This window comes from Pseudomonas sp. 58(2021) (genome assembly GCF_017491585.1).
Taxonomy (GTDB): Bacteria; Pseudomonadota; Gammaproteobacteria; order Pseudomonadales; family Pseudomonadaceae; genus Aquipseudomonas; species Aquipseudomonas fluorescens_BT.
In genome coordinates, this window is sequence record NZ_JAFGYZ010000012.1 from 153384 (window position 1) to 176639 (window position 23256).

At 61.4% G+C, this 23256-nt stretch carries 17 protein-coding genes; all 17 read right to left on the reverse strand.

Annotated features, from left to right (window positions below):
- Nucleotides 1–142 precede the first annotated feature (142 nt).
- The 17 genes from pseI to J5M72_RS16105 all read right to left on the reverse strand — a co-directional run bounded on the left by pseI (nt 143) and on the right by J5M72_RS16105 (nt 23251).
- Nucleotides 143–1195 carry a pseudaminic acid synthase gene (gene pseI, locus J5M72_RS16025; RefSeq protein ID WP_207866323.1) on the reverse strand — a complete coding sequence of 351 codons (1053 nt, stop codon included), beginning with the start codon at nt 1193–1195 and terminating at the stop codon, nt 143–145.
- On the reverse strand, nt 1192–2694 hold the full coding sequence (gene pseG / locus J5M72_RS16030; protein WP_207866326.1) for a UDP-2,4-diacetamido-2,4,6-trideoxy-beta-L-altropyranose hydrolase: 1503 nt from the start codon (nt 2692–2694) through the stop codon (nt 1192–1194). Before pseG ends, pseI begins: the two co-directional genes overlap by 4 nt.
- A complete protein-coding gene (pseF, locus tag J5M72_RS16035; RefSeq protein WP_207866328.1) occupies nt 2691–3386 on the reverse strand; it encodes a pseudaminic acid cytidylyltransferase in 696 nt (231 codons plus the stop codon). The genes pseG and pseF overlap by 4 nt, the downstream gene beginning before the upstream one ends.
- Entirely contained in the window at nt 3383–4003 is a 621-nt protein-coding gene (locus tag J5M72_RS16040) for a pseudaminic acid biosynthesis-associated methylase (protein WP_102717463.1), read from the reverse strand. Before J5M72_RS16040 ends, pseF begins: the two co-directional genes overlap by 4 nt.
- Before the next feature lie 31 nt (nt 4004–4034).
- On the reverse strand, nt 4035–5192 hold the full coding sequence (pseC, locus tag J5M72_RS16045) for a UDP-4-amino-4,6-dideoxy-N-acetyl-beta-L-altrosamine transaminase (protein ID WP_207866330.1): 1158 nt from the start codon (nt 5190–5192) through the stop codon (nt 4035–4037).
- On the reverse strand, nt 5189–6190 hold the full coding sequence (gene pseB, locus J5M72_RS16050) for a UDP-N-acetylglucosamine 4,6-dehydratase (inverting) (RefSeq protein ID WP_207866332.1): 1002 nt from the start codon (nt 6188–6190) through the stop codon (nt 5189–5191). The genes pseC and pseB overlap by 4 nt, the downstream gene beginning before the upstream one ends.
- Before the next feature lie 25 nt (nt 6191–6215).
- On the reverse strand, nt 6216–9131 hold the full coding sequence (locus J5M72_RS16055) for a TIGR00180 family glycosyltransferase (protein WP_207866334.1): 2916 nt from the start codon (nt 9129–9131) through the stop codon (nt 6216–6218).
- Between the two features lie 54 nt (nt 9132–9185).
- On the reverse strand, nt 9186–9923 hold the full coding sequence (locus J5M72_RS16060) for a cephalosporin hydroxylase family protein (RefSeq protein WP_007958324.1): 738 nt from the start codon (nt 9921–9923) through the stop codon (nt 9186–9188).
- A gap of 17 nt (nt 9924–9940) precedes the next feature.
- Nucleotides 9941–11014 carry a class I SAM-dependent methyltransferase gene (locus J5M72_RS16065; protein ID WP_207866336.1) on the reverse strand — a complete coding sequence of 358 codons (1074 nt, stop codon included), beginning with the start codon at nt 11012–11014 and terminating at the stop codon, nt 9941–9943.
- On the reverse strand, nt 11011–11862 hold the full coding sequence (locus J5M72_RS16070; RefSeq protein ID WP_207866338.1) for an NAD(P)-dependent oxidoreductase: 852 nt from the start codon (nt 11860–11862) through the stop codon (nt 11011–11013). The genes J5M72_RS16065 and J5M72_RS16070 overlap by 4 nt, the downstream gene beginning before the upstream one ends.
- Complete coding sequence (locus J5M72_RS16075) at nt 11859–13085, reverse strand: class I SAM-dependent methyltransferase (protein WP_207866340.1); 1227 nt, start codon at nt 13083–13085, stop codon at nt 11859–11861. The genes J5M72_RS16070 and J5M72_RS16075 overlap by 4 nt, the downstream gene beginning before the upstream one ends.
- Complete coding sequence (gene rfbC / locus J5M72_RS16080) at nt 13082–13642, reverse strand: dTDP-4-dehydrorhamnose 3,5-epimerase (protein WP_207866342.1); 561 nt, start codon at nt 13640–13642, stop codon at nt 13082–13084. Before rfbC ends, J5M72_RS16075 begins: the two co-directional genes overlap by 4 nt.
- Entirely contained in the window at nt 13639–14721 is a 1083-nt protein-coding gene (gene rfbG / locus J5M72_RS16085) for a CDP-glucose 4,6-dehydratase (RefSeq protein WP_207866344.1), read from the reverse strand. Before rfbG ends, rfbC begins: the two co-directional genes overlap by 4 nt.
- Nucleotides 14703–15476 carry a glucose-1-phosphate cytidylyltransferase gene (gene rfbF, locus J5M72_RS16090; protein ID WP_085605742.1) on the reverse strand — a complete coding sequence of 258 codons (774 nt, stop codon included), beginning with the start codon at nt 15474–15476 and terminating at the stop codon, nt 14703–14705. Before rfbF ends, rfbG begins: the two co-directional genes overlap by 19 nt.
- 247 nt (nt 15477–15723) lie before the next feature.
- On the reverse strand, nt 15724–17727 hold the full coding sequence (locus J5M72_RS16095; RefSeq protein ID WP_207866346.1) for a calcium-binding protein: 2004 nt from the start codon (nt 17725–17727) through the stop codon (nt 15724–15726).
- Between the two features lie 238 nt (nt 17728–17965).
- Nucleotides 17966–21562 (reverse strand): glycosyltransferase, encoded by a 3597-nt coding sequence (locus tag J5M72_RS16100; RefSeq protein WP_207866347.1) that lies wholly within the window; start codon nt 21560–21562, stop codon nt 17966–17968.
- Nucleotides 21563–21679: 117 nt separating this feature from the next.
- Nucleotides 21680–23251 carry a flagellar hook-associated protein 3 gene (locus tag J5M72_RS16105; RefSeq protein WP_169429380.1) on the reverse strand — a complete coding sequence of 524 codons (1572 nt, stop codon included), beginning with the start codon at nt 23249–23251 and terminating at the stop codon, nt 21680–21682.
- Between the last annotated feature and the right edge of the window lie 5 nt (nt 23252–23256).

Consider the following 23256-nt stretch of genomic DNA (forward strand, 5'->3'; position numbering starts at 1 on the left):
ACGGGCAGCCACGGGGAGCGCAAAGGGCTATCACTGCAACCGATAACGGGCCAGGCGCCATCTCCCCGGTCAATACAATACAGTGAAGATGCGCGTTATGACTCGCAGGTCACGCTATTTTGCCGAATCGGTGCAGATCGGGTTATTCGACCAATGACCATTCCAGCGGCGTACCGCGCTTGATCGGCGCCCGCGCGCGGCGGCCCAGGACGGCATCGGCGTGCTTGGGCGGCAGACCGAGACCGGGACGAATGGCGCGCAGATTGGCCGCCGTGAAGGGTTCACCGGCCGCCATGTCAGCCGTCACGTACAGCGACCGGCGGTAAACCAGCGACTTCTGCTCAGCCTCGGTCACGCCGTAATGCACCTGGCCCATGGCCTGCCAGGCGCGCTCGGTTTCGACCACAAGGCTGGCCAGTTCCGCTGGCTCCAGCGAAAAACTGGCATCCACCCCACCCGCCGCACGGTCGAGGGTGAAGTGCTTTTCAAGCACCGTCGCGCCCAGCGCCACGGCGGCCACCGACACCCCGACGCCCATCGAATGATCGGACAGCCCCACCTGACAACCAAACAGTTCTCGCAGATGCGGGATGGTGCGCACATGGCTGTTGAGCGGCGTCGCCGGGTAGGTGCTGGTGCACTTGAGCAGCACCAGATCCTTGCACCCGGCCTCGCGGGCGGCGCGTACGGTTTCGTCGAGCTCGGCGATGCTGGCCATGCCGGTGGAAATGATCAGCGGCTTGCCGGTCGCCGCAACACGCCGGATCAGCGGCAGATCGGTGTTTTCAAAACTGGCGATCTTGTAGGCCGGCACCTCGAGGCTTTCAAGGAAGTCCACGGCGCTGTCATCGAACGGTGTCGAAAACGCGAGCATGCCCAGCGCTTTGGCCCGGGCGAAGATCGGCGCATGCCACTCCCAAGGCGTGTGGGCCTTTTCATACAGGTCGTAAAGCGAAGTGCCCGCCCACAGGCTGTTCGGGTCCTTGATGAAGAACTCGCCTTCAGCCAGATCCAGAGTCATGGTGTCGGCGGTGTAGGTTTGCAGCTTCAAGGCGTGAGCACCTGCCTTGGCCGCCGCCTCGACAATCTGCAGGGCGACGTCCAACGACTGATTATGGTTGCCGCTCATTTCGGCAATGATGAACGGCGGTGCGTCGGCACCGATCAGGCGATTGCCGATCTTGAAACTGCTCATGGACGGGATTCCTTCAAAACCTTGGTGAACGCGCAGGCACTTTGTGTGTACCCGGCGTCACGGAAAACATTCATCGAGGGCCGATTGGCCGGCAAGACCCGGGCAGTGATGGCGGTCATTTGCGGCCAGTGCGCAGCCACGAAAGCTTCACCCTGCGCCAGCAGCGCCCTGCCCCAACCAAGGCCGAAACGCCCTTCGAACAGATACAGCGAAACTTCTGCCTCGAAGCCACGCAAATCGTAGCGCAGGACGCCGACCGGGCCATCATCCGCCTCGGCCACCAGCAGCAACCGCTGAGGATTGCGCAGACTCGCGCCCAGCCAGTTCACATGTTGCGTCCAGTCAATCGCAGCGCTGTACAGCGACCAGCGACGCACCACCTCGGCATTGCGCCCGTCGAACAACATCTGCGCATCGTCCAACGTCACTGCGCGCAACTTGAGCACCGCGCCGGCCAGTGCCGCCGCAACCCGCAGCGCGCCGCGCCCGTCCACCAGTTGCCGCGAACGCTCGGCCAGGCTCTGGCGCAGATAAACGTTGCCCACGACAAAGCCGATGGCATCGCGCAGTTGCTCGACGCTGACCTGCTCCCGGGCGCCCATGAACACATGTGCCCCGGCCGCGGCCATCACCTCGCCGTTGGCCTGCTGGTTGTTCGACACCGCGATGCAGATCGTCGGCAGGCCCATGGCTGCGCGCTCCCAACTGGTACCACCGCCGGCGCCAATGAACAGGTCGGCTTCAGTCATGCGTCGATGAAAATCGCTGACGAAACTGTGCAGGCGCCAGTTCGGCCGTGTCTCGGCGAGTGCCTGCATCTCTGCCCATGCCGGGTTATCGGCACCGGCGACGAAGTCCACTTCAAGCCCGGAAAAATCCGCCAGCGCCTGCATCGCGTGATGGGTCTGCCGGGCAGCGTCGAAGCCGCCGAAGTTCACCAGCACCCGTCGCGCCACGGGTTTGATGTCGATGGCCGGGCCGCTGAACTCCTCGCGCAGCATGGCGAAGCGTGGACCGAGCAGCGTTCGGCAGCCTGGCGGCAGCAGCGGCTGATAATTTTCACTGAGACCGGAGAGGTTCTGATTGAGCAGCAAGTCCACGCTGTACCGACGGGTCGCCAGATCGTCGACGGCGGCGATTCGTGGCGCGAAGCGACGGGCCGCAGTCTGCCAGTGATGATCGAGGCCGTAGTGGTCGGCGATGACCCAGTCGAATCCGGCCTGACCGTCCAGCTGCTTCGCCAGTGCATCGATATCCGCCTGCCAGGGCAGCATCGATTCGATGGCCTGCTCCGGGTCTTCACCGGCATAACGATCCGGCAACGCGAACGTCTCAAAACCTTCACCCTGCAACGCATCAAGCCGATTGCCCGGCAAACGACGACAGGCAAACGCCACATGACTGCCCTGAGCGCGCAACACCCGCGCCAGCGTCAGGCACCGGGCGATGTGGCCACTGCCGATGGTCGGCGAGGCGTCGGCGCGGATCAGCACTCTCATTGCAGCTCTCCACCAGCCTTGAGGGCGGCGTAAAGGTATTCGGCGCGCTTCCAGTCTTCGACGGTATCGATGTCCTGCACCAGATACCGGGGCAGGATCACCGGCAGACTGGCCGGCGAATACAGCACCTCGCCACGCAACCAGGCCTCGCTGCGCCCCCAATAGAACTGGCCGGCATCCTGAAAGGCAGCGGGCAGATCCTGCGAACGGGTATTGCGAAACTCGGGATACAACGCCGTCAGCGCGCCCTGCCCGTCGAGGGTCAAGGCACGCTGCACCGGAAAGCCGAAATCGGTGACCGAAAAAGCAAAGGACTTGTCGGGATACTGCTCCAGTAACTCAAGCCCTTGGCGCAAAAACCGCGTCTGCAACAGCGGCGCCGTGGCGTACACGCAGCAGGCGTAATCAAAGCGCGGCAGTTGCCGCAAGGCATGCACGATCACCGCAGCGGTGCCGGTGAAATCATCGGCCAGCTCCGCCGGCCGCAAGAACGGCACCTGCGCACCATGGGCCTGCGCCAGTTCGGCGATTTCTTCGTCATCGGTGCTGACCACCACCTGATCGAACACCCCCGAATCGAGCGCCGTGCGAATCGAACGGACAATCATCGGCACGCCGTCGAACGGCTTGAGATTCTTGCGCGGGATGCGTTTGCTGCCCCCGCGGGCCGGGATGATTGCGACGTTGTTCAAGGACGTTTTTCCAGCAGAAACCAAGTGATGTCGTCCACCGGAAATTGCGGATCGCGGCGATAACCGAATCCGTAATCCAGCAGTTGCAGATCAGGATAGCGATCGAGCATTTCCCCGGCGAAATCACGCTTGAACAGTTTGCCGCTGTTGCCGCGATAGGACACTTCCACCGGCGACGGATTGTAGTACTCGGCGATCAGGATGTAGCGCGAACTCAACTCATACAACTGCGCATAGGCCGTCGGCAACAGCTCCGGGGCCAGGTGAATCAGCACGCCTTTGCTCAGGGTCAGGTCGTATTGGCGCTCACGGGGAAAGTCGAACAGCGAACCGTGCCAGATGTTCGCAATCTCCAGCGCACGCGCCTGGGCGCAGGCACTGGCATTGATTTCGACCCCGAACAGCTCGCAACGCGGCAACAGCTGACGCAGCGCCTGCAGGTTGTTGCCGGCGTTGGTGCCCAGTTCCAGCAGGCTGTCGATCCGCCCGGCCCGGGTCAGCGCCTTGGCGAACAACGCCAGATTGGCGGCCACCAGCGGTTGCCCGACGTTGCGGTCGACGTACTGGTTACCGAATTCGCCCTGCCAGAATTGTTCCTGTTCGCTCAGATCACGCATTGCCGTTTTCCATCCACCGCCGCAGCGGCAATCATTCAGTCAACCGACGCAATTGCTCGACCACGTAATCCTGTTGTTGATCGCTCAGCAACGGAAACAGCGGCAGGCTGATCGCTTCGGCGTAATAACGCTCGGCCTCGGGGAAGTCACCCTCGGCAAAACCCAGGTCACGATAGTACGGCTGCAAATGCACCGGAATGTAGTGCAGGTTCACGCCAATGCCGGCGGCACGCAAGCCTTCGAACACCTGACGGTGGCTGAGGTTGATGCGATCGGTCTGCAAGCGCACCACGTACAGGTGCCAGGCCGATTCGGCCTCCGGCTGGGCGCTCGGCACGGTGACCGGCAAATACGCCAGCAAACGGTCGTAACGTGCGGCGAGCGCCCGGCGACGGGCGATGAAGTCGTCCAGTTTGCTCAGCTGTGACAGGCCCAGTGCCGCTTGCAGATCGGTGATTCGATAATTGAAACCCAGCTCGACCTGTTGGTAGTACCACGGCCCATGACTGGGCTCGGTCATCTGCTGCGGATCGCGGGTCATGCCGTGGCTGCGCAGGCGTTGCAGACGCTCGGCCAGCTCCGAGCGATTGGTCAGCACCATGCCGCCTTCGCCACTGGTGATGATTTTCACCGGGTGGAAGCTGAACACGGTCATCGCGGCAAATTCACCGCAACCCACAGGGCGACCGGCGTAACTCGCGCCGACCGCGTGGGAAGCGTCTTCGATCACGGTGAAGTTGTAGCGTTCGGCCAGTTCGGCAATGCGCCGCATGTCGCAGCTCTGCCCGGAAAACGCCACCGCCACCAGCACTTTGGGCAAGGTGCCGTCGCGCTCGGCCGCGTCGAGTTTGCTGGCCAGCGCCTCGGCATCGAGGTTCCAGGTCAGCGGATCGATGTCCACAAAATCAACGTCGGCGCCGCAGTAGCGACCGCAGTTGGCCGACGCCAGAAAGGTGTTCGGCGTGGTCCACAAGCGGTCGCCCGCTCCCAGCCCCGCCGCCAGACAGGCAATGTGCAGCGCCGCCGTGGCGTTGCACACCGCGACGGCGAAATCAGCCTGGCAACGCTCGGCCATCGCCTGTTCGAAACGCTCGATGGTCGGTCCCTGGGTCAACCAGTCGGACTGCAACACCTCGACGACCGCGTCGATGTCCGTCTGGTCGAGGCTTTGCCGACCGTAGGGGATCATACCGACAGCTTCGCGTGCAGGTCGGCGATCTGCCCCACCGAGAGGAAGTGCGGGTTGGTGTCGGAGCGGTACTCAAAGTCCTCGCCCACCGGCCGCCCGTGCTCGCCAAGTTTATCGACGGCAAAATCGACATCGACGCTGGTGAAGCGGATCGAAGGCTGGATCGTGTAGTGATCCTCGAACTCCAGGGTCATCCGCGCATCGTCCAGCGGCACCATCAGTTCGTGCAGTTTCTCGCCCGGACGGATGCCGACGTTCTTGTGCGGCAGATGCTCGGCCATGCCGCGAGCCAGATCGACCACACGGATCGACGGGATCTTCGGCACGAACACTTCACCGCCGTGCATCCGCGCAAAGCTGTCGAGGACGAATTGCACGCCGTGATCGAGGGTGATCCAGAAACGGGTCATGCGTTCGTCGGTGATCGGCAGCTCTTTCGCGCCATCGGCAATCAGTTTGCTGAAAAACGGCACCACTGACCCGCGCGAACCGGCCACGTTGCCGTAGCGCACCACGGCAAAACGCGTCTGTTGTTCACCGGCGATGTTGTTGGCCGCCACGAACAATTTGTCCGACAGCAACTTGGTGGCGCCGTACAGGTTGATCGGGCTCGCCGCCTTGTCGGTCGACAGCGCGACGACTTTCTTCACGCCGTTGTCGATGGCAGCGGCGATGATGTTCTCCGCGCCGTTGACGTTGGTGCGGATGCATTCGGTCGGGTTGTATTCCGCCGCCGGCACCTGCTTCAACGCCGCGGCATGCACCACGTAGTCGATGCCGCGCATGGCCTGGCGCAGACGATCGGCGTCGCGCACGTCACCGAGGAAGTAACGCATGCACGGCGCGTTGAACGTCTGCTGCATTTCGTATTGCTTGAGCTCATCCCGGGAGAACACCACCACGCGCTTGGGCTGGTATTGCTCGAGCAGGCGCGCAATGAACTTGCGCCCGAACGAGCCGGTGCCACCGGAGATGAAAATCGATTTACCGTTGAACATGTCTTGAGTCCTGTTCCCTGTCGACCTAGCCGATCAACTGCGCCCAGTTCAGCGAAGCGCTGTCATTCAGAACAAAGCCTTTGCCACTCAGGCTCAGGTTCGCGTTGTAAGCCTGATCCTGGGCGAAAGCCGCGGCCCATTTTTCCTGCAGGGCAGCCAGTGCCCGGGTTGCCGGGGCAATTTCGGCCTGGTGAATGACTTGCACCGAAGGCGTCCAGACCGTGAGGAAGCCTGCCTGAGCGGCTTTCAGGCACAGATCGACATCGCTGAAACCGTCAGAGAATGTGACGTCGTCCAGACCGTCCAGCGCAACGAACAGCTCTTTGCGCACCATCAGGCACACATTCGAAACCGCCGAGTAGTTCTGATCCACGGACAACCGGTACAGGTAACCCTGGGCATCGTGTTTTTCGCCGACGAATGCCGAGCCAACCCCGCCGTTCATGCCGAGAATCAAACCGGCCTGGCTGATTTTTCCGTCACGGTCGACCAGTTTCGGGCCCACCACGCCGACTTCCGGACGCAGGGCATGGTTGAGCAACGAGTCGAGCCAGTTCGGGTTGACTACCTCTGCGTCAGCCGCGAGCAATACCAGATACTCGCCCTGCGCCTGCTGGCTGGCGGCGTTGTACAACGCCGGTGCACTCAGCGATTGATCGGCACGCAGTACCCGGACTTTCGGATGCTGATACGTGCCAAGCCAGTCATTGACCTCAGCCGACTGCCCGGCGTTGATGGCGACCAGAATTTCGTACTTCTGATAGCGCGTGCGTTGCTGCACCCCTTCCAGGCAGCGCTGCAGGGCTGGCAGATCGTCGCCGGCCGGCACAATGATCGACACCAGAGGACGATCGCTGTGGTGGTAATCGATCTGGTAAATGCCCGGCACGGACGACGTGACCTTGGCCTTGTAGCCACGGTTGCCCAGGTGACGCAGCAGGGCCAGACGCTCGTGAGCGTTCTCCTCCAGCACTGGCGCCTCGGTGATCAGCAGCGGCTCATCAAGGTGGGCCAGACTGTTGAGGCCATCCTGCTCGATGATGCGCAGCAGCAGGTCGAACTCCAGCGCCTTGCTGAAGTCAGCCGAATAACCACCGGCCTCCACCAGCGCATCGCGACGAATCAACCAGTGACGCGCCATCATGGCCGGCAGGCTCAGCAGCAGGTCCAGGTTGAAACCCGGACGGAACACGCCCACCAGCGCACCGTTTTCCGCGCGCTGGATTTCGTCGGTGGAGACGGCACGGCAATCGCCGGCGTTCATCAGTTCCAGGCTGGCGCGCAACAGGCCGCTGGCGGTGAATTCATCCCCGGCTTGCGCCAGAAGCACCCAGTCGGATGGTGACTGACGGGCACTCTGGTTGAGTTTGTCGATCAGGTTGCCTGGCGTCACGCGGACAAAATGCAGGGTGTTCTGTGCGGTGGTGGCCGCCGGGGCTTCACCGGTGGTGAACACGACGATCCTGAACGTCTTGCACTGGCCTTCAAGCAAGCTGTCGAGGCTGACTTGCAGCTTGTCGATATCGTTGTCCATATCCAGCAGGAAAATGCCGAACTGCTGACCGCCACCGTTGACGGCCAGATGCTCGGCAATCGCCTCGACCTGCCCGGCTTGCGGTTGACGCGAATCCAGCCACTTGAGCAGCCGGCCGGACTGCATGGCGTCGAACGTGCGATGGTGATCTTCCACCGTCAGCGCATCGAGGCGTGCAATCCAGTCACGCATTTTTTGCGCTTCTTCGTCTTCGCCCGCCAGTTCCAGTTGCGCCACCAGACGCTTGTTCACGGTACGGTTGAAGGCATTGAGGTCGTGGGCCTGCCACAGACGCTCAAGCACGCTGTCCTGCGTGTCGTTGTTGCGTGCCTGGAGCAGATGCGCCTGACGCGTCCACACCCCTTCGAGCCCCTGCAATTGAACGCGGCCGGCGGGCATCGCGTGCAGCATGAATTCGAATTGCGCCAGACGATCGAAGAATGCCTGGTTGTAGAACGGCATTTCGACGTACTGCAACGGCCCGAATCGACGGTCCGGCACCTTGAGCACCTGGTTCCAGGTGGACTGGACAATCAGTTCCGCCGTCAGCGCCCGGCCGCTTTGCAGGCTGTCGACCATGGCCTCGAAACTTTGCAGGACAAACGCTTTGCTCTGTTCTGCATCCAGGCCCTGGATCGCAGTAGGCAACCCGGCGAGGAACTCGGCAAAGGCTTCACGCTCGGCCACGGATTTGGCGTCGGCGTACGTCAGCGAGTGGTACACCTCGGTGCTGTGCTCGGAGTTGCCGTAGTTGATCTCGCGTACCACGTAAGGAATCGGCAGGATCCGCGCCTTGGCGCTGGCCAGCAAGAAATACACATGGCCGATTTCCTGCCATTGGAAACTGGTGCCTGGCGGCAATGCCGAATGCCAGGTCTTCATCAGGTCGGTACGAGTCACCGCGTAGAACGGCGGGATGTACTGACTCATGTAGTCAATCACTCGATCCTGGGCTTTCTCGGACGAATAATCTTCCATGACTTTCTTGTCGCGGCGGTAGTAGCTCACGTCACCGGCCAGCGACAGGTACATCAGGCAATAGCCGTGGCACATGCCGTAATCCTGGTTCGCTTGCAGGAAGCTCACCGACTCGGCCAGCGAGTCATGCAGGATGAAGTCGTCGTCGGCCGCCAGCACCATGTACGGCGTGGTCAGTTGCTCGACGCCGTAAGCCAGCTTGGCCTGCATGCCCCAGTAGGCGAACTGCGGCACGTGGTGATAATCGACCGCAGAAAAATCGCCTTCAGGACGCTCGGCCGTGGAGTCCAGCACCATGATCTTGCAGGGCAAGCTGCTGTAATACTTCACCGCCCGGCGCAGAAACGCCGGACGATTGTGAGTAATCAACACCACGGTCAACAGCTCATTGAGCGGCAGCGCTTGTTCAGAACTGTACTTGCCTTGCATAACCTCTCCCCACAACCGGCAATTTGCCAAAATGACGCTTTGTTGATTTGCGAATTAACGAACGCGACGCAGGTAACCGTCCGGCGCCACGGTGATCAGCAGCTTGTTCTGCAGCTGAACGTCGATTTCGAAATCCTTGTTCTCTTCCAGGTATTTCCACACGGCGGTCTTCGGGTTGTCGCCCGGGCCCCATGGACGATCCGGGAAGAAGTCGGCCGGCATGTCTTCAACCACGGTGTCCATCACCACGCAGTAGCTGTCGACCGAAACCAGTGGTGCGTAGAGGCGCAGCTCTTCGAGCACGTGGTCGTGGGTGTGGTTGGAGTCGAGTACCAGAATGACTTTCTTGCCTTCGGCAGCAGCGCGCACCTGAGCGGCGATGGCCGGGTCGATGCTCGAACCTTCGATCATTTTGATGCGCTTGCTCATCGGGTGGCTTTCGATGGCTTCGCGGTTGTGCGGACGAATATCCAGATCGATGCCCAGCACTTCGCCGTGACCTTGCAGCTCCAGCAAGGAGGCGTAGTAGATGATCGAACCGCCGTGGGCGATGCCGCACTCGATGACCAGGTCCGGTTTCACCTGCCAGATGATTTCCTGCATGGCCATCATGTCTTGCGGCAGCTGGATGATCGGACGACCCATCCACGAGAAGTGGTAGCTGTATTTGTGTTTGGCCGATTCGTTGAAGAAATCACGGGCCAGACCGGTAAGTTTCTGGTCGTCACCCTGCTGGGCGATCTGCTCGCGGCACTCGGCTTCAAAGGCTTTATTGATGCTGTTGTCGGTCATTTGAAAATTCTCAATGGTCACTGGAACGAAGCGCTGTCGACGGCGTGATAGACGTAGCGTCCACCGGTCATCCGCTTGATTTCTTCGAGGTAATTGGAGTTCATCACAAACAGGTTGGCGCCTTCGGGCAACGCATCCATCGCCTCTTGCGGCGAGGACACCCGCGCGCCGCTCAGGGGCAGGTAACGCCCCTGTTTGGCCGGGTTGATATCCACCACCCGATCCACCGCCACACCGGCGCGTTGCAGGAACAGCGAATAGATCACGCCTTTGGACGAGGCGCCCCAGATCGCCGACCCCTGCTCGGGTGCGTCCTGAATGATCTGCACCGCGCGCTCGAGGCTGGCGGTGAAATCGTCAGGCAATGCCAGGCGTGGTACCGGCTGTTCCGGGGTAAGACGCAACGTGGCAAGGTCAGCGACGATGTACAGGTATTGGCCACCGAACAGATGGCCGGCCTCATGCACCGTGCCGAACATCCGGCGCAGGTCATCGAGGCGGAAGTAATTGACATGCTCGTAGAACAGGTCGAACCAGGCGCGATGTTCGAGAATCCAGTCGAAGCACGGCACTTCGATGTAGATCTGCCCGCCACCCTGATTGGCTTCGGCGATTACCGCCAGAAAACTCACCGGATCCTGAATGTGCTCCAGCACATGGCGCAGCACGATGGCGTCCGCTTCCAGCCCCAGACCACGGGTGAACGGGGCCTTGATCACGTCGGCGTTCTCGCCTTCGTAGGCCGGGTCGATGCCGGTGATGCGATAGCCAAAGCCTTTGAGCAGCTCCAGGAAATAGCCTTTGCCGCAGCCGACTTCGATCAGCTCCTGCCCCTTGAAGTGCCGGGCAATGATGCCTTCGACATCGCTCAAGTGCTTCTGGAACTGGCCGGAGTGCGCCTGCTCGTTTTGGTAGTCGGCGTCGTAGCTGAGCTTGTCGGCGTCGAACGCCGCGTTGAAGATCAGACCGCTGCGTTCATCCTGCACCAGCAACAGGTCGGCGCTGGCCGACGCTTTCGCCGATTCAGGATCGGCAAAAGTGCGGTTCTGCAGCACCGGCAGGTCGGTGACCCGATACAACTCGTGCCTCATTGCGACTCTCCCAATAACTGTTGCAAGCGCTCGGTCACCGCCCAGAACGCCAGCGGTTCGTGGGTCGGATACGGGTAGTGGCCGAGGTTCAGGCCGATGGTTGCGCCACGCACGCGCACGCGCTCTTCGACCAGCGCACGCACCGAAACCGGCTGGCCGCTGGCGCAATTGATCGTGCCGTCGAAATCGCGCTTATGCAGGATCGCCGCGAGGTAACCGGTGGCTGTTTCAATCGCCAGGAAGTCCCGCAGCTGTTCGCCGGCCGACATGTTGAACGTCGTCTCGCCCGCATCGATTGCCCGGTCCAGCGCCGCCAACAGACTGTTGGGGTTTTGCCCGGCGCCGTGCAGATAGAACAGCCGCGCCCATTGCAGAGTGAACGGATGCTCCTGCTGCAGGTTTTGCAAAAACAGGTGCAGGGTGTGCTTGGCCAGTCCGTAGGGATTGGCCGGTTGCGCTTCATTCTGCTCACTCAGCGGGCCGCTCTGCATGCCGTACTCGAAGCAGGTGCCAGTGACCAGGACCTGCTTCACGCCCGCCTCCACCGCGCCTTTGATGAAGCGGTAGTCGGCCATCAGGTTGTGCTCGAAATGGAACAGCGCCCGATAGTTCGGCAACCCCGGCCAGGCCAGGTGCGCGAGTGCATCGACGCCCTCGGTCAACGCACCGACATCCAGATCCGCCGCGTGAATATCCGCGCTCACAAACTCGACGTCATTGATCCACGGCATGCTCGCGGCGGTTTGCACATTACGCGCGACCGCTCGCACCGTGCAGCCACGGGCCAGCAATGCCGCGACCAGATGGCGACCGACGAAGCCGGTGGCTCCGGTGACCAGAACCTTCACAGGACTTTCAACTCAGGCACGGCGATCACGAAGCGACCGTCCCACTGACGCACCTGGGCCAGTTGCTGACTGACTTCGTGCAACAGGTTCCACGGCAGCACCAGCACGTAATCCGGCTTCTCGATGTCGATCCGTGCCGGCGCGACAATCGGAATACGGCTGCCCGGCAAGAACTTGCCTTGCTTGTGCGGGTTGGCATCGGCGACCCAGGCCAGCAGATCAGGCTTGACCCCGGCGTAGTTGAGCAAGGTGTTGCCCTTGGCCGCAGCGCCATAACCGACCACACGCTTGCCATCGGCCTTGGCCTGCAACAGGAAACGCAGCAGGTCGTGCTTGATGCGTTCGGCGGCCGGCGCCAGTGTCGCGTAGTACTCGGAGGTTTTGACACCCGCGTCGAGCTCGGCCTGCAACTGCTGTTGCACCGCAGACTGCACGGCGCGGCGTTCGCCGTCCTTGCGCTGGACGAACACCCGCAGCGAGCCGCCATGGGTGGTCAGCTGGCTGACGTCGAACACTTCCAGGCCGTTGCGTTCGCACAGCGTTTGTACGGCGGTCAACGACAGGTACGAATAGTGTTCGTGATACAGCGTGTCGAACTGCGCGCCCGCCATCAGCGTCAGCAGTTGCGGGAATTCGAACGTAGCCACGCCGGTCGGTTTGAGCAGCGTGGCGAAACCGCCGAGGAAATCGTTGATGTCCGGCACATGAGCCAGCACGTTGTTGGCGGCCATCAGGTCGGCGGCCCAGCCTTCGCTTTTCAGCTGTGCGGCAGTATCGCGGCCGAAGAACAGCTCACGGATCTCCAGGCCTTTTTCCCGTGCCGCCTGCGCGGTGCTGCGGGTCGGCTCGACGCCCAGGCACGGGATGCCGCGACCGGCCACGTATTGCAGCAGGTAACCGTCGTTGGCGGCGACTTCCACCACCCGACTGTCAGCGGTCAGACCGAAGCGCTCGACCATCTCGGCCACATAGCGCTCGGCATGGGCCAGCCAAGTGCTGGAGAACGAACTGAAATAGGCGTACTCGGCGTCGAACAGGCTGTCGGCTGAGGTGTAATCCTCGGTCTGCACCAGCCAGCATTGCTGACACACGGCGACCTTCAGCGGCACCCATTGTTCGGCCTGTTCCAGCCGATCGGCGTGCACGTAGGCGTTGGACGGTGGCGAGGTGCCGAGGTCGATCAGCGGCAGGCTCAGCGGTGCGGCGCACCCACGGCAGTTCATAGACGCACTCCAGCAAAGTGTTGATCGAGCGCGGGATGGCTGGAATCACGCGCTGACAAATTATTGACAGGCAACGGCCAGGCAATCGCCAGCCGCGGGTCGTTCACCGACAGGCCGCCCTCATGCTCCGGCGCGTAGTCGGCGCTGTGCAGGTAAAGCAGTTCGGCATCCTCGGTGAGGGTCTGGAAGCCGTGGGCGAAGCCGGCCGGGATCAACAGGCTGCGACCGTCGCCGGCCTTCAGGTGCTCGGCGTGCCAGTGCAGGAAGGTCTCGGAATCCGGGCGCAGGTCCACCGCCACGTCCCACACTTCACCGCGCAGGCAGGTGATCAATTTGGCTTCCGGCGCGTCGGCGTTCTGGTAATGCAGACCGCGCACGCTGCCCTTCTCGCGAGTGCAGGAATGGTTGATCTGGCGGATGTGGAATTCGGCGCCAAACGCCTTCAGGCTGCCTTCGCAGAACAGTCGGGCGAAATGCCCGCGCTGATCTTCGAAGCGTTTGTGCTGGACGCTGAACAGCCCGACCAGCGGCAACTGTTTCAAGGAGAATTCGCTCACAGCGCGCCCCGGTACAGGTTCAGTTGGCCGAGGGTCACGGTGCGCATGTCGTCGCCGTTCTGCCAGGCCAGATGCCAGTCGAGGGTCTGGGTCAGACACTGCTGCAACGACCAGCGCGGTTGCCAGCCCAGCACCTGACGGGCGCGACTGCTGTCCAGACGCAGCAGGCCGGCTTCGTGCAGGTCACTCTTTTCGAGGCGCAGGCCACGGGCCTGAGGCCAGCGATTGGAGAGCAGTTCGACCACCTCGCCGACGCTGCACATGTCCGCCTCACCCGGGCCGAAGTTCCACGCCCCGGCGTACTCCGGGCCTAGTTCGTAGAGCCCGGCGGCCAGTTGCAGGTAGCCGGCCAACGGCTCCAGCGCGTGCTGCCACGGGCGCACGGCTTGCGGGTAACGCAAAGTCACCGGCTCGTCGGCCGACCAGGCTTTCAGTACGTCGGGAATCAGGCGCTCAGGGGCGAAATCACCGCCACCCAACACGTTGCCGGCGCGCGCGGTGGCCAGGGCCAGACCGTGCTCGGCGTACTTGTCGACCGGGAAGAACGAGGCCGCGTAAGACTGCGCCAGCAATTCGCAGCACGCCTTGCTGCTGCTGTAAGGGTCGTGGCCACCGAGGGCTTCGTCCTCGCGGTACGGCCACAGCCATTCCTTGTTGGCGTAGACCTTGTCGGTGGTCACCAGCACACAGGCCCGCACGCAACCGACCTGACGAATCGCTTCGAGCAGGTTGAGGGTGCCCATGACGTTGCTCGAATAAGTACCGAGCGGATCGCGATAGCCTTCGCGCACCAGCGGCTGCGCCGCCAGGTGCAGGACGATTTCCGGCTCGTTGTCGGCGATGATTTCCAGCAAGGCGCCGAGGTCACGCAGGTCGCCGCGCTGGTCGTTGATGCCTTCGCTGACGCGTGCCAGTTCGAACAGGCTCGGCTCGGTCGACGGGTCGAGGGAAAAACCGCTGACTTGCGCACCGAGGCTTTGCAGCCACAGGGTCAGCCAGCTGCCCTTGAAACCGGTGTGCCCGGTGACCAGAACCCGCTTGCCGCGCCAGAACTCAGGACTCAGGCCCATTGCTTCCATGGGGCCTCCCCGCTCTGCCACAGTGCTTCGAGATGGTTTTTGTCGCGCAGGGTGTCCATCGGATGCCAGAAACCTTCGTGCTCGAAGGCTTTCAGTTGTTCGTCCTGAGCCAGTTGAGCCAAAGGCTCCGCTTCCCAGGTGGTTTCGTCGCCAGCAATGTAGGACAGCACTTTCGGCGACAACACGAAGAAACCGCCATTGATCCAGCCGCCGTCGCCGCGAGGTTTTTCGGTGAAGCCGAGTACCTGATCACCATGCCGCTCAAGGGCGCCGTAACGGCCCGGTGGCTGCACGGCGGTGACGGTCGCCAGACGGCCGTGACCTTTGTGGTAGTCGACCAGTTGCGCAATGTTGATGTCGGAGACGCCGTCGCCGTAGGTGAAGCAGAACGCCTCTTCATCCTTGAGGTAACGGCCGGCACGCAGCAGACGGCCACCGGTCATGGTTTCCTCGCCGGTGTCGATCAGGGTGACGCTCCACGGCTCGCTGTAGTTCTGGTGAACGTCCATGCGGTTGTTGCGCATGTCGAACGTGACGTCGGAAGTGTGCAGGAAGTAGTTGGCGAAGAAATCCTTGATCGCGTAGCCCTTGTAGCCGAGGCAGATCACGAAGTCGTGAATTCCGTGGGCGGAATACTGCTTCATGATGTGCCAGAGAATTGGCTTGCCGCCGATCTCGATCATCGGCTTGGGCTTGAGGTGCGACTCTTCACTGATGCGCGTGCCGAGGCCACCCGCCAAAATAACTGCCTTCATCGTCTCCCCTCTTCTACGTCACAGGGCTCGGCCTCGCTGTTGCAGGCCTTTGCGGCTGAACCTTTGCCAGTCCGGGCGCAGGTGAATGACCGCGAGCGCTCGTTTTATGGCGATTTGAGGGGGACTTGCAGGAAACGCGCCAGCTCCGCCAGCCCTGCGTCGGCGAGGAAATGCAGGCATGAAAAAAGGGATGAATCCGTGGCCGGACTCATCCCTTTCATCAAGCTGTTTCAATCAATCGGACGGATCAGCCAAACATCGCGAATCCATCGATTGTGGCCGGCAGGTCGTAGATCTGGCCGTCAGCGGTCTGCAGATGCTCGATTTTGTTGTACCCGGCATACACGGCAGACTCGGCGTACCAGCCCTGCAGCTTCACGCCGCTGTCGGGAACGCCGACGCTGCCGTCGTTGGCGCCATGCAGATAGGCGTCATCACCGATGCGAGTGACGTTCAGCTGACTGAGATTGGCGACAGTATTCAGGATCAGCGTGTCATTGAGGTCCCAGCCTTCGTCCTGAATCGTTACCAGCCCGGTGGTGTTCACGACATAGGTGTCATCACCCGTACCGCCGAACGCGAAGCCGCCAGTGCCGGACTGGCCCGCCAGGTTGAGAACCAGCACGTCATGACCGCTGTCACCGAACAGCATGTAGTTGCTGCCGGTCCCGGTCAGCACGTCATTGCCTTCATCACCGTAGGCACTGCCGCGGTTGACCGTGACGGTGTCATCGCCCTCGTCTCCATGGGCCAATGTACCCAGGTCATTCACGGCACTGACGATGACGTCATCGCCCGAACCGCCAGACAGCAAGTCGGCCTGCGCGACATTTGTGTCGAGACCGGATTTCAGTCCGCCATAGAGATAGTCATTGCCATCGCCACCCACAATCTGATCACTACCAGACCCGCCTTCGAGGACGTTGTCACCCGAGTCGCCTCGCAGGAAGTCATCGAACCGGCTACCGCGCAGCCCTTCAATATCGACGTAGGTATCGTAGAGCGCGATACCGCTTTGCGGCCCCCAGCCCAGCGAGGCGCTCAACCCTTCGTTGCTGTCGTCGTAGCTGACGATGTCGATACCGGCCCCGCCCTCAAAGCGATCACCGCCCGCGCCACCCGACAGGACGTCATTGCCGGCACCGGAGATGATTCTGTTGTCTTCGTCGTTACCGTATCCGGTGAAGTCCGCCGTGCCGGTGTAGGTCATGTTCTCGATGAACGCAGCCATGTGCATCGACGACAGGCTGGTGTTCAGCTGATCGATGCCACCGGGGAAATTCTGCTCGATGATGGTCACACCCTCGCTGTTGATCGTGTACACATCATCACCCGCACCGCCCTCCAGGGTCAGGCCGCCGACGTTGGCGGTGAAGTGGTCAGCGAACGGCGTACCGATGACTTTCTCCACGTTCAGCAACGTGACATCCGGACCTGCCTGCTGACCGATGCCGATATTGACGCCATCCCAGGAGTGACGGTAGCTCACGGTATCGTAGCCATCGGCGCCATCCACGATCATGGCGTTATCGAGCAGATACACCACGTCATCGAAATTCGATCCCTGAATCGCCTCGATGCCGGTGAAGGAGTCGCCATAGGCGATGGTCAATGCGTCGAAGTTCTCGAAGTCCAGGACTCTCACACCTTCGAGGCTGTCGGAATAGCTGACGGTATCGAAGCCTTCGCCACCCACGAAGTGATCAGCGCCGGCGCCGCCCCACAGCCAGTCGTTGCCGGCGCCACCGATGATCTCGTTGTCGCTGGCATTGCCGTAACCCTTGAAATCGCCCGTGCCGGTAAAGGTCAGTTTCTCGATGAACGGGTCCATCTTGATGGTGTTGAGACTGGTGCGCAGCTCGTCGTAGCCGAGATAGTTTTCCTCGATGATCGTCACACCCTCGCTGCCGACGATATACACATCGTCACCGACACTGCCTTCCAGCGTCACGCCGGCCACATTGCTGGTGAAGGTGTCATTTTGAAAAGTGCCGAAGACCTTCTCCACGCCGACCAGCGTATCGACCTTGCCGTCAGCGGCAGTGACAGTCGCCGAAGCACTGCTGAACTCGACGTTCACGCCCGAGGACAAGGCGTAATAATTCGCCGTATCAAACCCTTCCCCGCCATCCAGCAGATCATTGCCGGCGCTTGCCAGCAACACATCATCCGACTCCAGTCCATAGAGTTGGTCATCACCGTCGGTGCCCAACAGGACATCCGCATCACTCGTTCCATTCACTACTGCCATTTGCTTCTTCCTTGCATGGTTGTTGAATCCGCGAACCTGCCATCCCGTGCACACGCCGACCCTGCCTGCGTCAGCCATCCCGAATGAGCGAATAGAGAGATATCGACAGAAAAATCCCGATGCTTGAGGCCGTCGAGCAAAAAAAGTATCGCGATTGATACAAATACGATTTTTGCGGCGCAAAAAAAACAGGCGACTCGAAAGTCGCCTGTTTTCCAGAGGGGCCCGCGCGAACCGGTCAGTCCGCCAGCCAGCCCGCTTCCCAGTACCGCAGGTTGTCACCACGCAGCACGTAGTCGCGCAGTACGACTTCACGCAACTCATCACCCATGCGATAGCTGGCGTCCGAGTCGGCCAGGTGCATGCGGATCGCTTGCAGCCACTCATCCGTGGTGTTGGTCTTGATCCGCGTGCAAGGCAGGTAGCCGCGATAGGCCTCGGTGTCGGTGCAGATCACCGGGTAGCCGCAGGCGCCATATTCCAACAGACGCAGGTTGCTCTTGCAGTCGTTGAAGATGTGGAATTCCAGCGGTGCCAGGGCCAGATCGAGGTTGAGGCTGGCCAGTTTCGCCGGGTACACGTCCAGGCCGATCACACCATGGAACTCATGCATGTACGGACGCAAATCGTCCGGGCACATGCCGAAGAACACCCAGTCAACCTCGTTCGCCAGTTCGCGAACCACGTCGGCGATGACAGCAAGGTCACCGTGGTGACTGGTGCCGCCACCCCAGCCGACCCGCGGTTTTTTCGACGTGCGGCGCTGGCTGCGCAGGTCTGACCACAGGTGTTTGGCCAACATGTTCGGAACAACGCGAATATCGTTGTGCATGCTCGACAGCGCATTACCCAGCGGCGCCGTGGACACCACGACCCGGTCGCACATGCCGATCGCACGACGCACCAGCGCCTCCATCTCATCCTTGCCCGGCATGTTGCGAATGTGGGCATTGCGATGAGGAACATGGATCACGTAGTCGTCGAGTTCGTAGATCCTGCGGGCGTTGGAATACTTTTGCAGGCTCGGAATTTCGTTGATCGGGCCTTCTGAATATCGTCCCTGCAAAATGATCACATCCGGGGACTGACGCTCGACCTCGATGATGCTCGGCAGGTTGTAATGAATGCGCCCCAGCGCCCGCCCTGCCGCTTCCAGCTCGATCAGCGGTTGCGTCACGCGGTAGTGACCGATGGCCGATGCGTTGACTGGCAGCGCGAGAATTTTCGGCAATTGCGGCTGCGAAAACGGACTCCAGCCAGTACGCAGTCCCGGATCGAGACGAAAGCTCGACCCGACAATCCCGTTCAACGACAGGTTGGCGTTATACGCCGGATCGCGCGCCACAATCGGCAGCCAGCGCTTGTAGAAGACTTCCTGCTCCTGGGTGTGCAACGCCACTTCAGCGTCGTTCGCCGCTACGACCGGCTGTGCGCCGAGCGCCAGTTGGGCAAATGGCGTCCAGACCACCAGATAGCCTTCCTGACCAACGCGCAAGCACAGGTCGACCTCGTGCAGCGATTGCGCCAGATGCTCCTCATCCAGCCCGCCGACCGCTTCAAAAACCGACTTGCGCACCATCAGGCAATCGCTGCCGACAGCGCTCAGATCCTGTGTGACCAGCAGCCGGTACATGTAACCCGTCGCATGCATCGACTCGCCGTAGAACGGTACGCCCGCTGGTCCCTGCAGGCCGAGAATCAGACCGGCATGCAATACCCGACCATCCGGGTTGAAGATCTTGGCGCCCACCACGCCAACTTCCGGGCGTTGTGCATGATTGAGCATTTCCGTCAGCCAGTCACCGTGGGTGATCACACTGTACGGGTTGAGCAGCAGTACATACTCGCCGCGAGCCTGGCTGACCGTGACATTGCGCACTGCCGCCACATTGTCCTGCAGCGGGCAGTCAAGCACGCGAATCCGCTCGCTGCCCAATTGCGACATGCCGTCAAACCAGGCTTTCGCCTCGGCGGTCTCGCTGCCATTGTCGACCAGCAACAACTCATATTCGCCGTAGGCGGTTTTCTCCAGCAGGCTCTCGACGCAACGCTGTACGGCGGCCGTCTGATCCTTGCTGACGATGACGATCGACACCAGTGGCTGGCTCGCGTGGCGATAGTCCACACGGTTGAGCAACGCCGAACTGCCCCGGCGAATGTCATGCGAGATTCCCAGACGGTGCAGATGCGCCTCAAGCAATTGCGCGTTGTTGTCTGCCAGTTGCGGCTCCGACAACCACTTGGCCAGATCGAATGCCGACTCCAGCAGAATCTCGGAGATGTGACCGACTGCCTGCAAGCCGTCGTTCTCGACCATACGCAGCAAGACGTCGTGCGGGGCCAGCTCGCCGAACACGGAGTCAAAACCACCCAGTGCCAGGAAGCGTTCACGCTCGAATGCCAGCGCCCTGCCCACGTACGGATAGCTGCGCATCAGGTCCAGGTTGAAATCCGGCTTGAACACGGGCTCTGTGGATTCACCCTCGCTCAACCCGCCTTCATCGCTGTACAGACACATCAGCGTGCGCGAAAGCGCAATGCGCTCAGCCATCACCAACAACGCCGGCACGACCAGTCGATCACCGGCACGCAGCAGATAGAACCAGTCAGCGCCGTCCAGTTGCGGCAGCAGTTCATTGAGCTGCTGGCGCCAGTCATCCTGCAGCGGCATGCGCACGACCCGCTCATCCAACTGCGCTTCGGTGCAGGATGCCGACAATACGAGTGTCAGCTCAGGCACGTACTCTTGGGCGGCGAGCGATTGCAGGGTCAGTTCCAGGGCGGAAACGCTGCCCTGTTCGTCGATGATGACCGGCACGATCTTCGGAATGCGCGGCCAGTTGGCCATGGTCTCCGGGAGCAATTCACGCTGACCTTCGGTCAGGCTGCGGCACGCCAGCCATTGCGCGTACAGCTGGGCAAAGCTGACGCTGGCAATACCGACATGCCAATCCTGAGTGGTCTGCTTGGTACCCAGCGTCCGGCTCAGCGGCAACTCTTCCCAGACCCGAGGCGATTCACCCGCCTTGGTGACCGGCAGATAGCGCACCCAACCCGGCGCAGGCGCCGACTCGCCACTGCGAGCCTTGAGCATCTGCGTCAACCATTGCCGCTCGACCATGGTCGCATCGCGCATCGCTTGCTGAGCGCTCAAACGCTCGGGGTACAGGCGCTCGACACTCAGAATGTGATTGGACACCACAAGGTTTGCGCGGCGCAGCAGGCACACATACAACGCAAAATCCAGGGAAGCGACAAAACAATGGCCCGGTTGTGTCAGGGCCGGAAGCAGTTCCAGCACATCGGCCCGGCGGAACAGGGCATTACTGAAGCCGCCAAGAATATTGACCGGGAAGTTTTCGAAAATGGCCAGCAGGTCTTCGCCCTTGAACAGACCGGACACCGGAGACAGCGGAGTATTTTCCAGTCGCGACGGCAGCGGCAGGTCGTCAGCGTCCCAAAACAGGCGCTGAGCCAATACCAGATTGACATCTGTCTGATCGATGAGCGTTTGTGCCTGACTTTCGATGCAGGTGATAAACAACTGATCGTCGTCGCACAGGAACTTGATGAATTCACCCTGCGCCTGTTCCAGGCACGCATGGAAGTTGCCGACCATCCCCAGCGTTTGGACATTGCGCACGTAGCGCACCGCAACCCCGGTACGCTCGATGATCGACGCAACAGTTTGCTCGATCTCGTCGCCACGACTGTCGTCACAGACAATGATCTCAAGATTGCCGTAAGTCTGACTCACGGCACTGTTCAAGGCCCGTTCGAAAAAACGTGGATTGAAGGCAGGGATAACAAGGCTGACAAGGGGGAGTGAATTCACGGCGGACTCGCAAGCGGCGGGAACCCGCCCGGAACAGCGAGCCCTTTGAAACCGCAAAAGAAGAACAATAAGTACAGAGCAGTCAGAGCAACCGGGCGCTCGCGCGCCCGGTCAGCATCAGATCTTGTTGAACAGGCCCAACTGGCTGATTTTGCTGAATGCCAGTTGCGAGGCCTGCAGCATGGTCTGCTGCAAGGTCAGGCGGGTCATCACCTCGGCCGGATCCGAATCACGGATCGAACCCTGGGTCGTGGTGTTCGCCTGGATCAGACTCTGGTTGGTGGTGTCCTGATCATCCAGCGACTGACCGCGAGCACCGATCGAAGTGACGGCCGCGCCGATCTGCGTGGAGGCGCTGTCGAGGTTACCCAGGGCCGATTCCATGGCACCCTGGAATTTCTGCTTGGTGACCGGGTCGGCATCGACCGGCAGGTTCAGCGCCGCGACCATCTGGCCCAGGGTGTCGAGCACGTTCTGGGTCTGGTGGTTGTTGGACTGGATCGAGAACTGATCGCCCGCGCCCGGCGTGCCGCCGATGGCGAAGGTCACGCCCGCCGCCGTGGCGTTTGCACCAACCATGGTGCCCGACGAAATCGGCTTGCTGTCAGCGGTGACCGGCGCCGCGTACAGATCGAAGTCAGTGGCGCTGGTGAACTTCAGGATCGCACCGCCGCCCGACGGGAACGTGGCGTCGTAGGCGCCCTGGTTGGTCACGCTGGAGCCGGTGATGACCGCGGTGGACGGGTTGCCGGGGCTGCGCGCCGTGGTGAACGAGTCCGGAGTGACGGACAGCTGAAAGCTGTGACCGGCGATGACCGCGTCCGGGTTGGTGTCACCAGGCTTGAGGTTGATGTTCAGCTTCAGGTCGACGCCACGGAAGCTGACCGTCTGGTTCGTGCCGTTGCTGTTGCTGATCAGCCCGTTCTGGCTAGCCTCGGACGTCACGTCGTTGCCCAGGGCATCGGTGATCTTCAGCTGAGTGCTGCTGAGAAAGTCCACGGTGTACGGTTGGCCGGCCGCGAACTTGGCGTTGTACGTCGCAGCGGTGCCAACGATACCGTTGGTCAGTACCACGCGACCATCGTCGACCAACGGAGCGGTCATGCTGGTCTGGGTGCGGGCAGTATTGATGGTCTGCTGGAACGCGTCCCAACCGGTAGTGTTGGTGGTCACCGACATGCCGTCGCCAATGCCCAGGTTGATCTGGGTCTGGTCGCCGTTGTAGGTGTAGGTGCCATCGACGTTTTGCGAGTACGGCGCCGTGTCGGTCTTGGAACCGGAGAACATGTAGTTGCCGTTGGCATCCTTGGAGTTCATCAGGCCCAGCACTTGTTGCTGGATTTGGCTCAGCTCTGCCGCATAAGCCTTGCGGTTATCGTCGGTGGCGATGCCGTTGTTGGCCGCCAGACCGATCTCCTTCGCGCGCTGCAATGCGGTGGTGATGGAGTTCAGCGTCGACTCCTGCACGGTCAGCGAGTTCTTGGTGGTATCGATGTTGCCCTGATACTGCTCCAGCATCGAGGCCTGCTGCCCCAGCTTGAGCAGGCGCCCGGCGCCGATCGGATCGTCGGCGGCGGTGTTGATGCGCTGCAGGCTGCTCGCCTCGTTGGCGGTAGCGACAGTCTTGCTGTAGTTACGCTGATATTGGGCAGCTTGTGTCGCGTAATACTGGGCGGTGGAAATGCGCATGAATT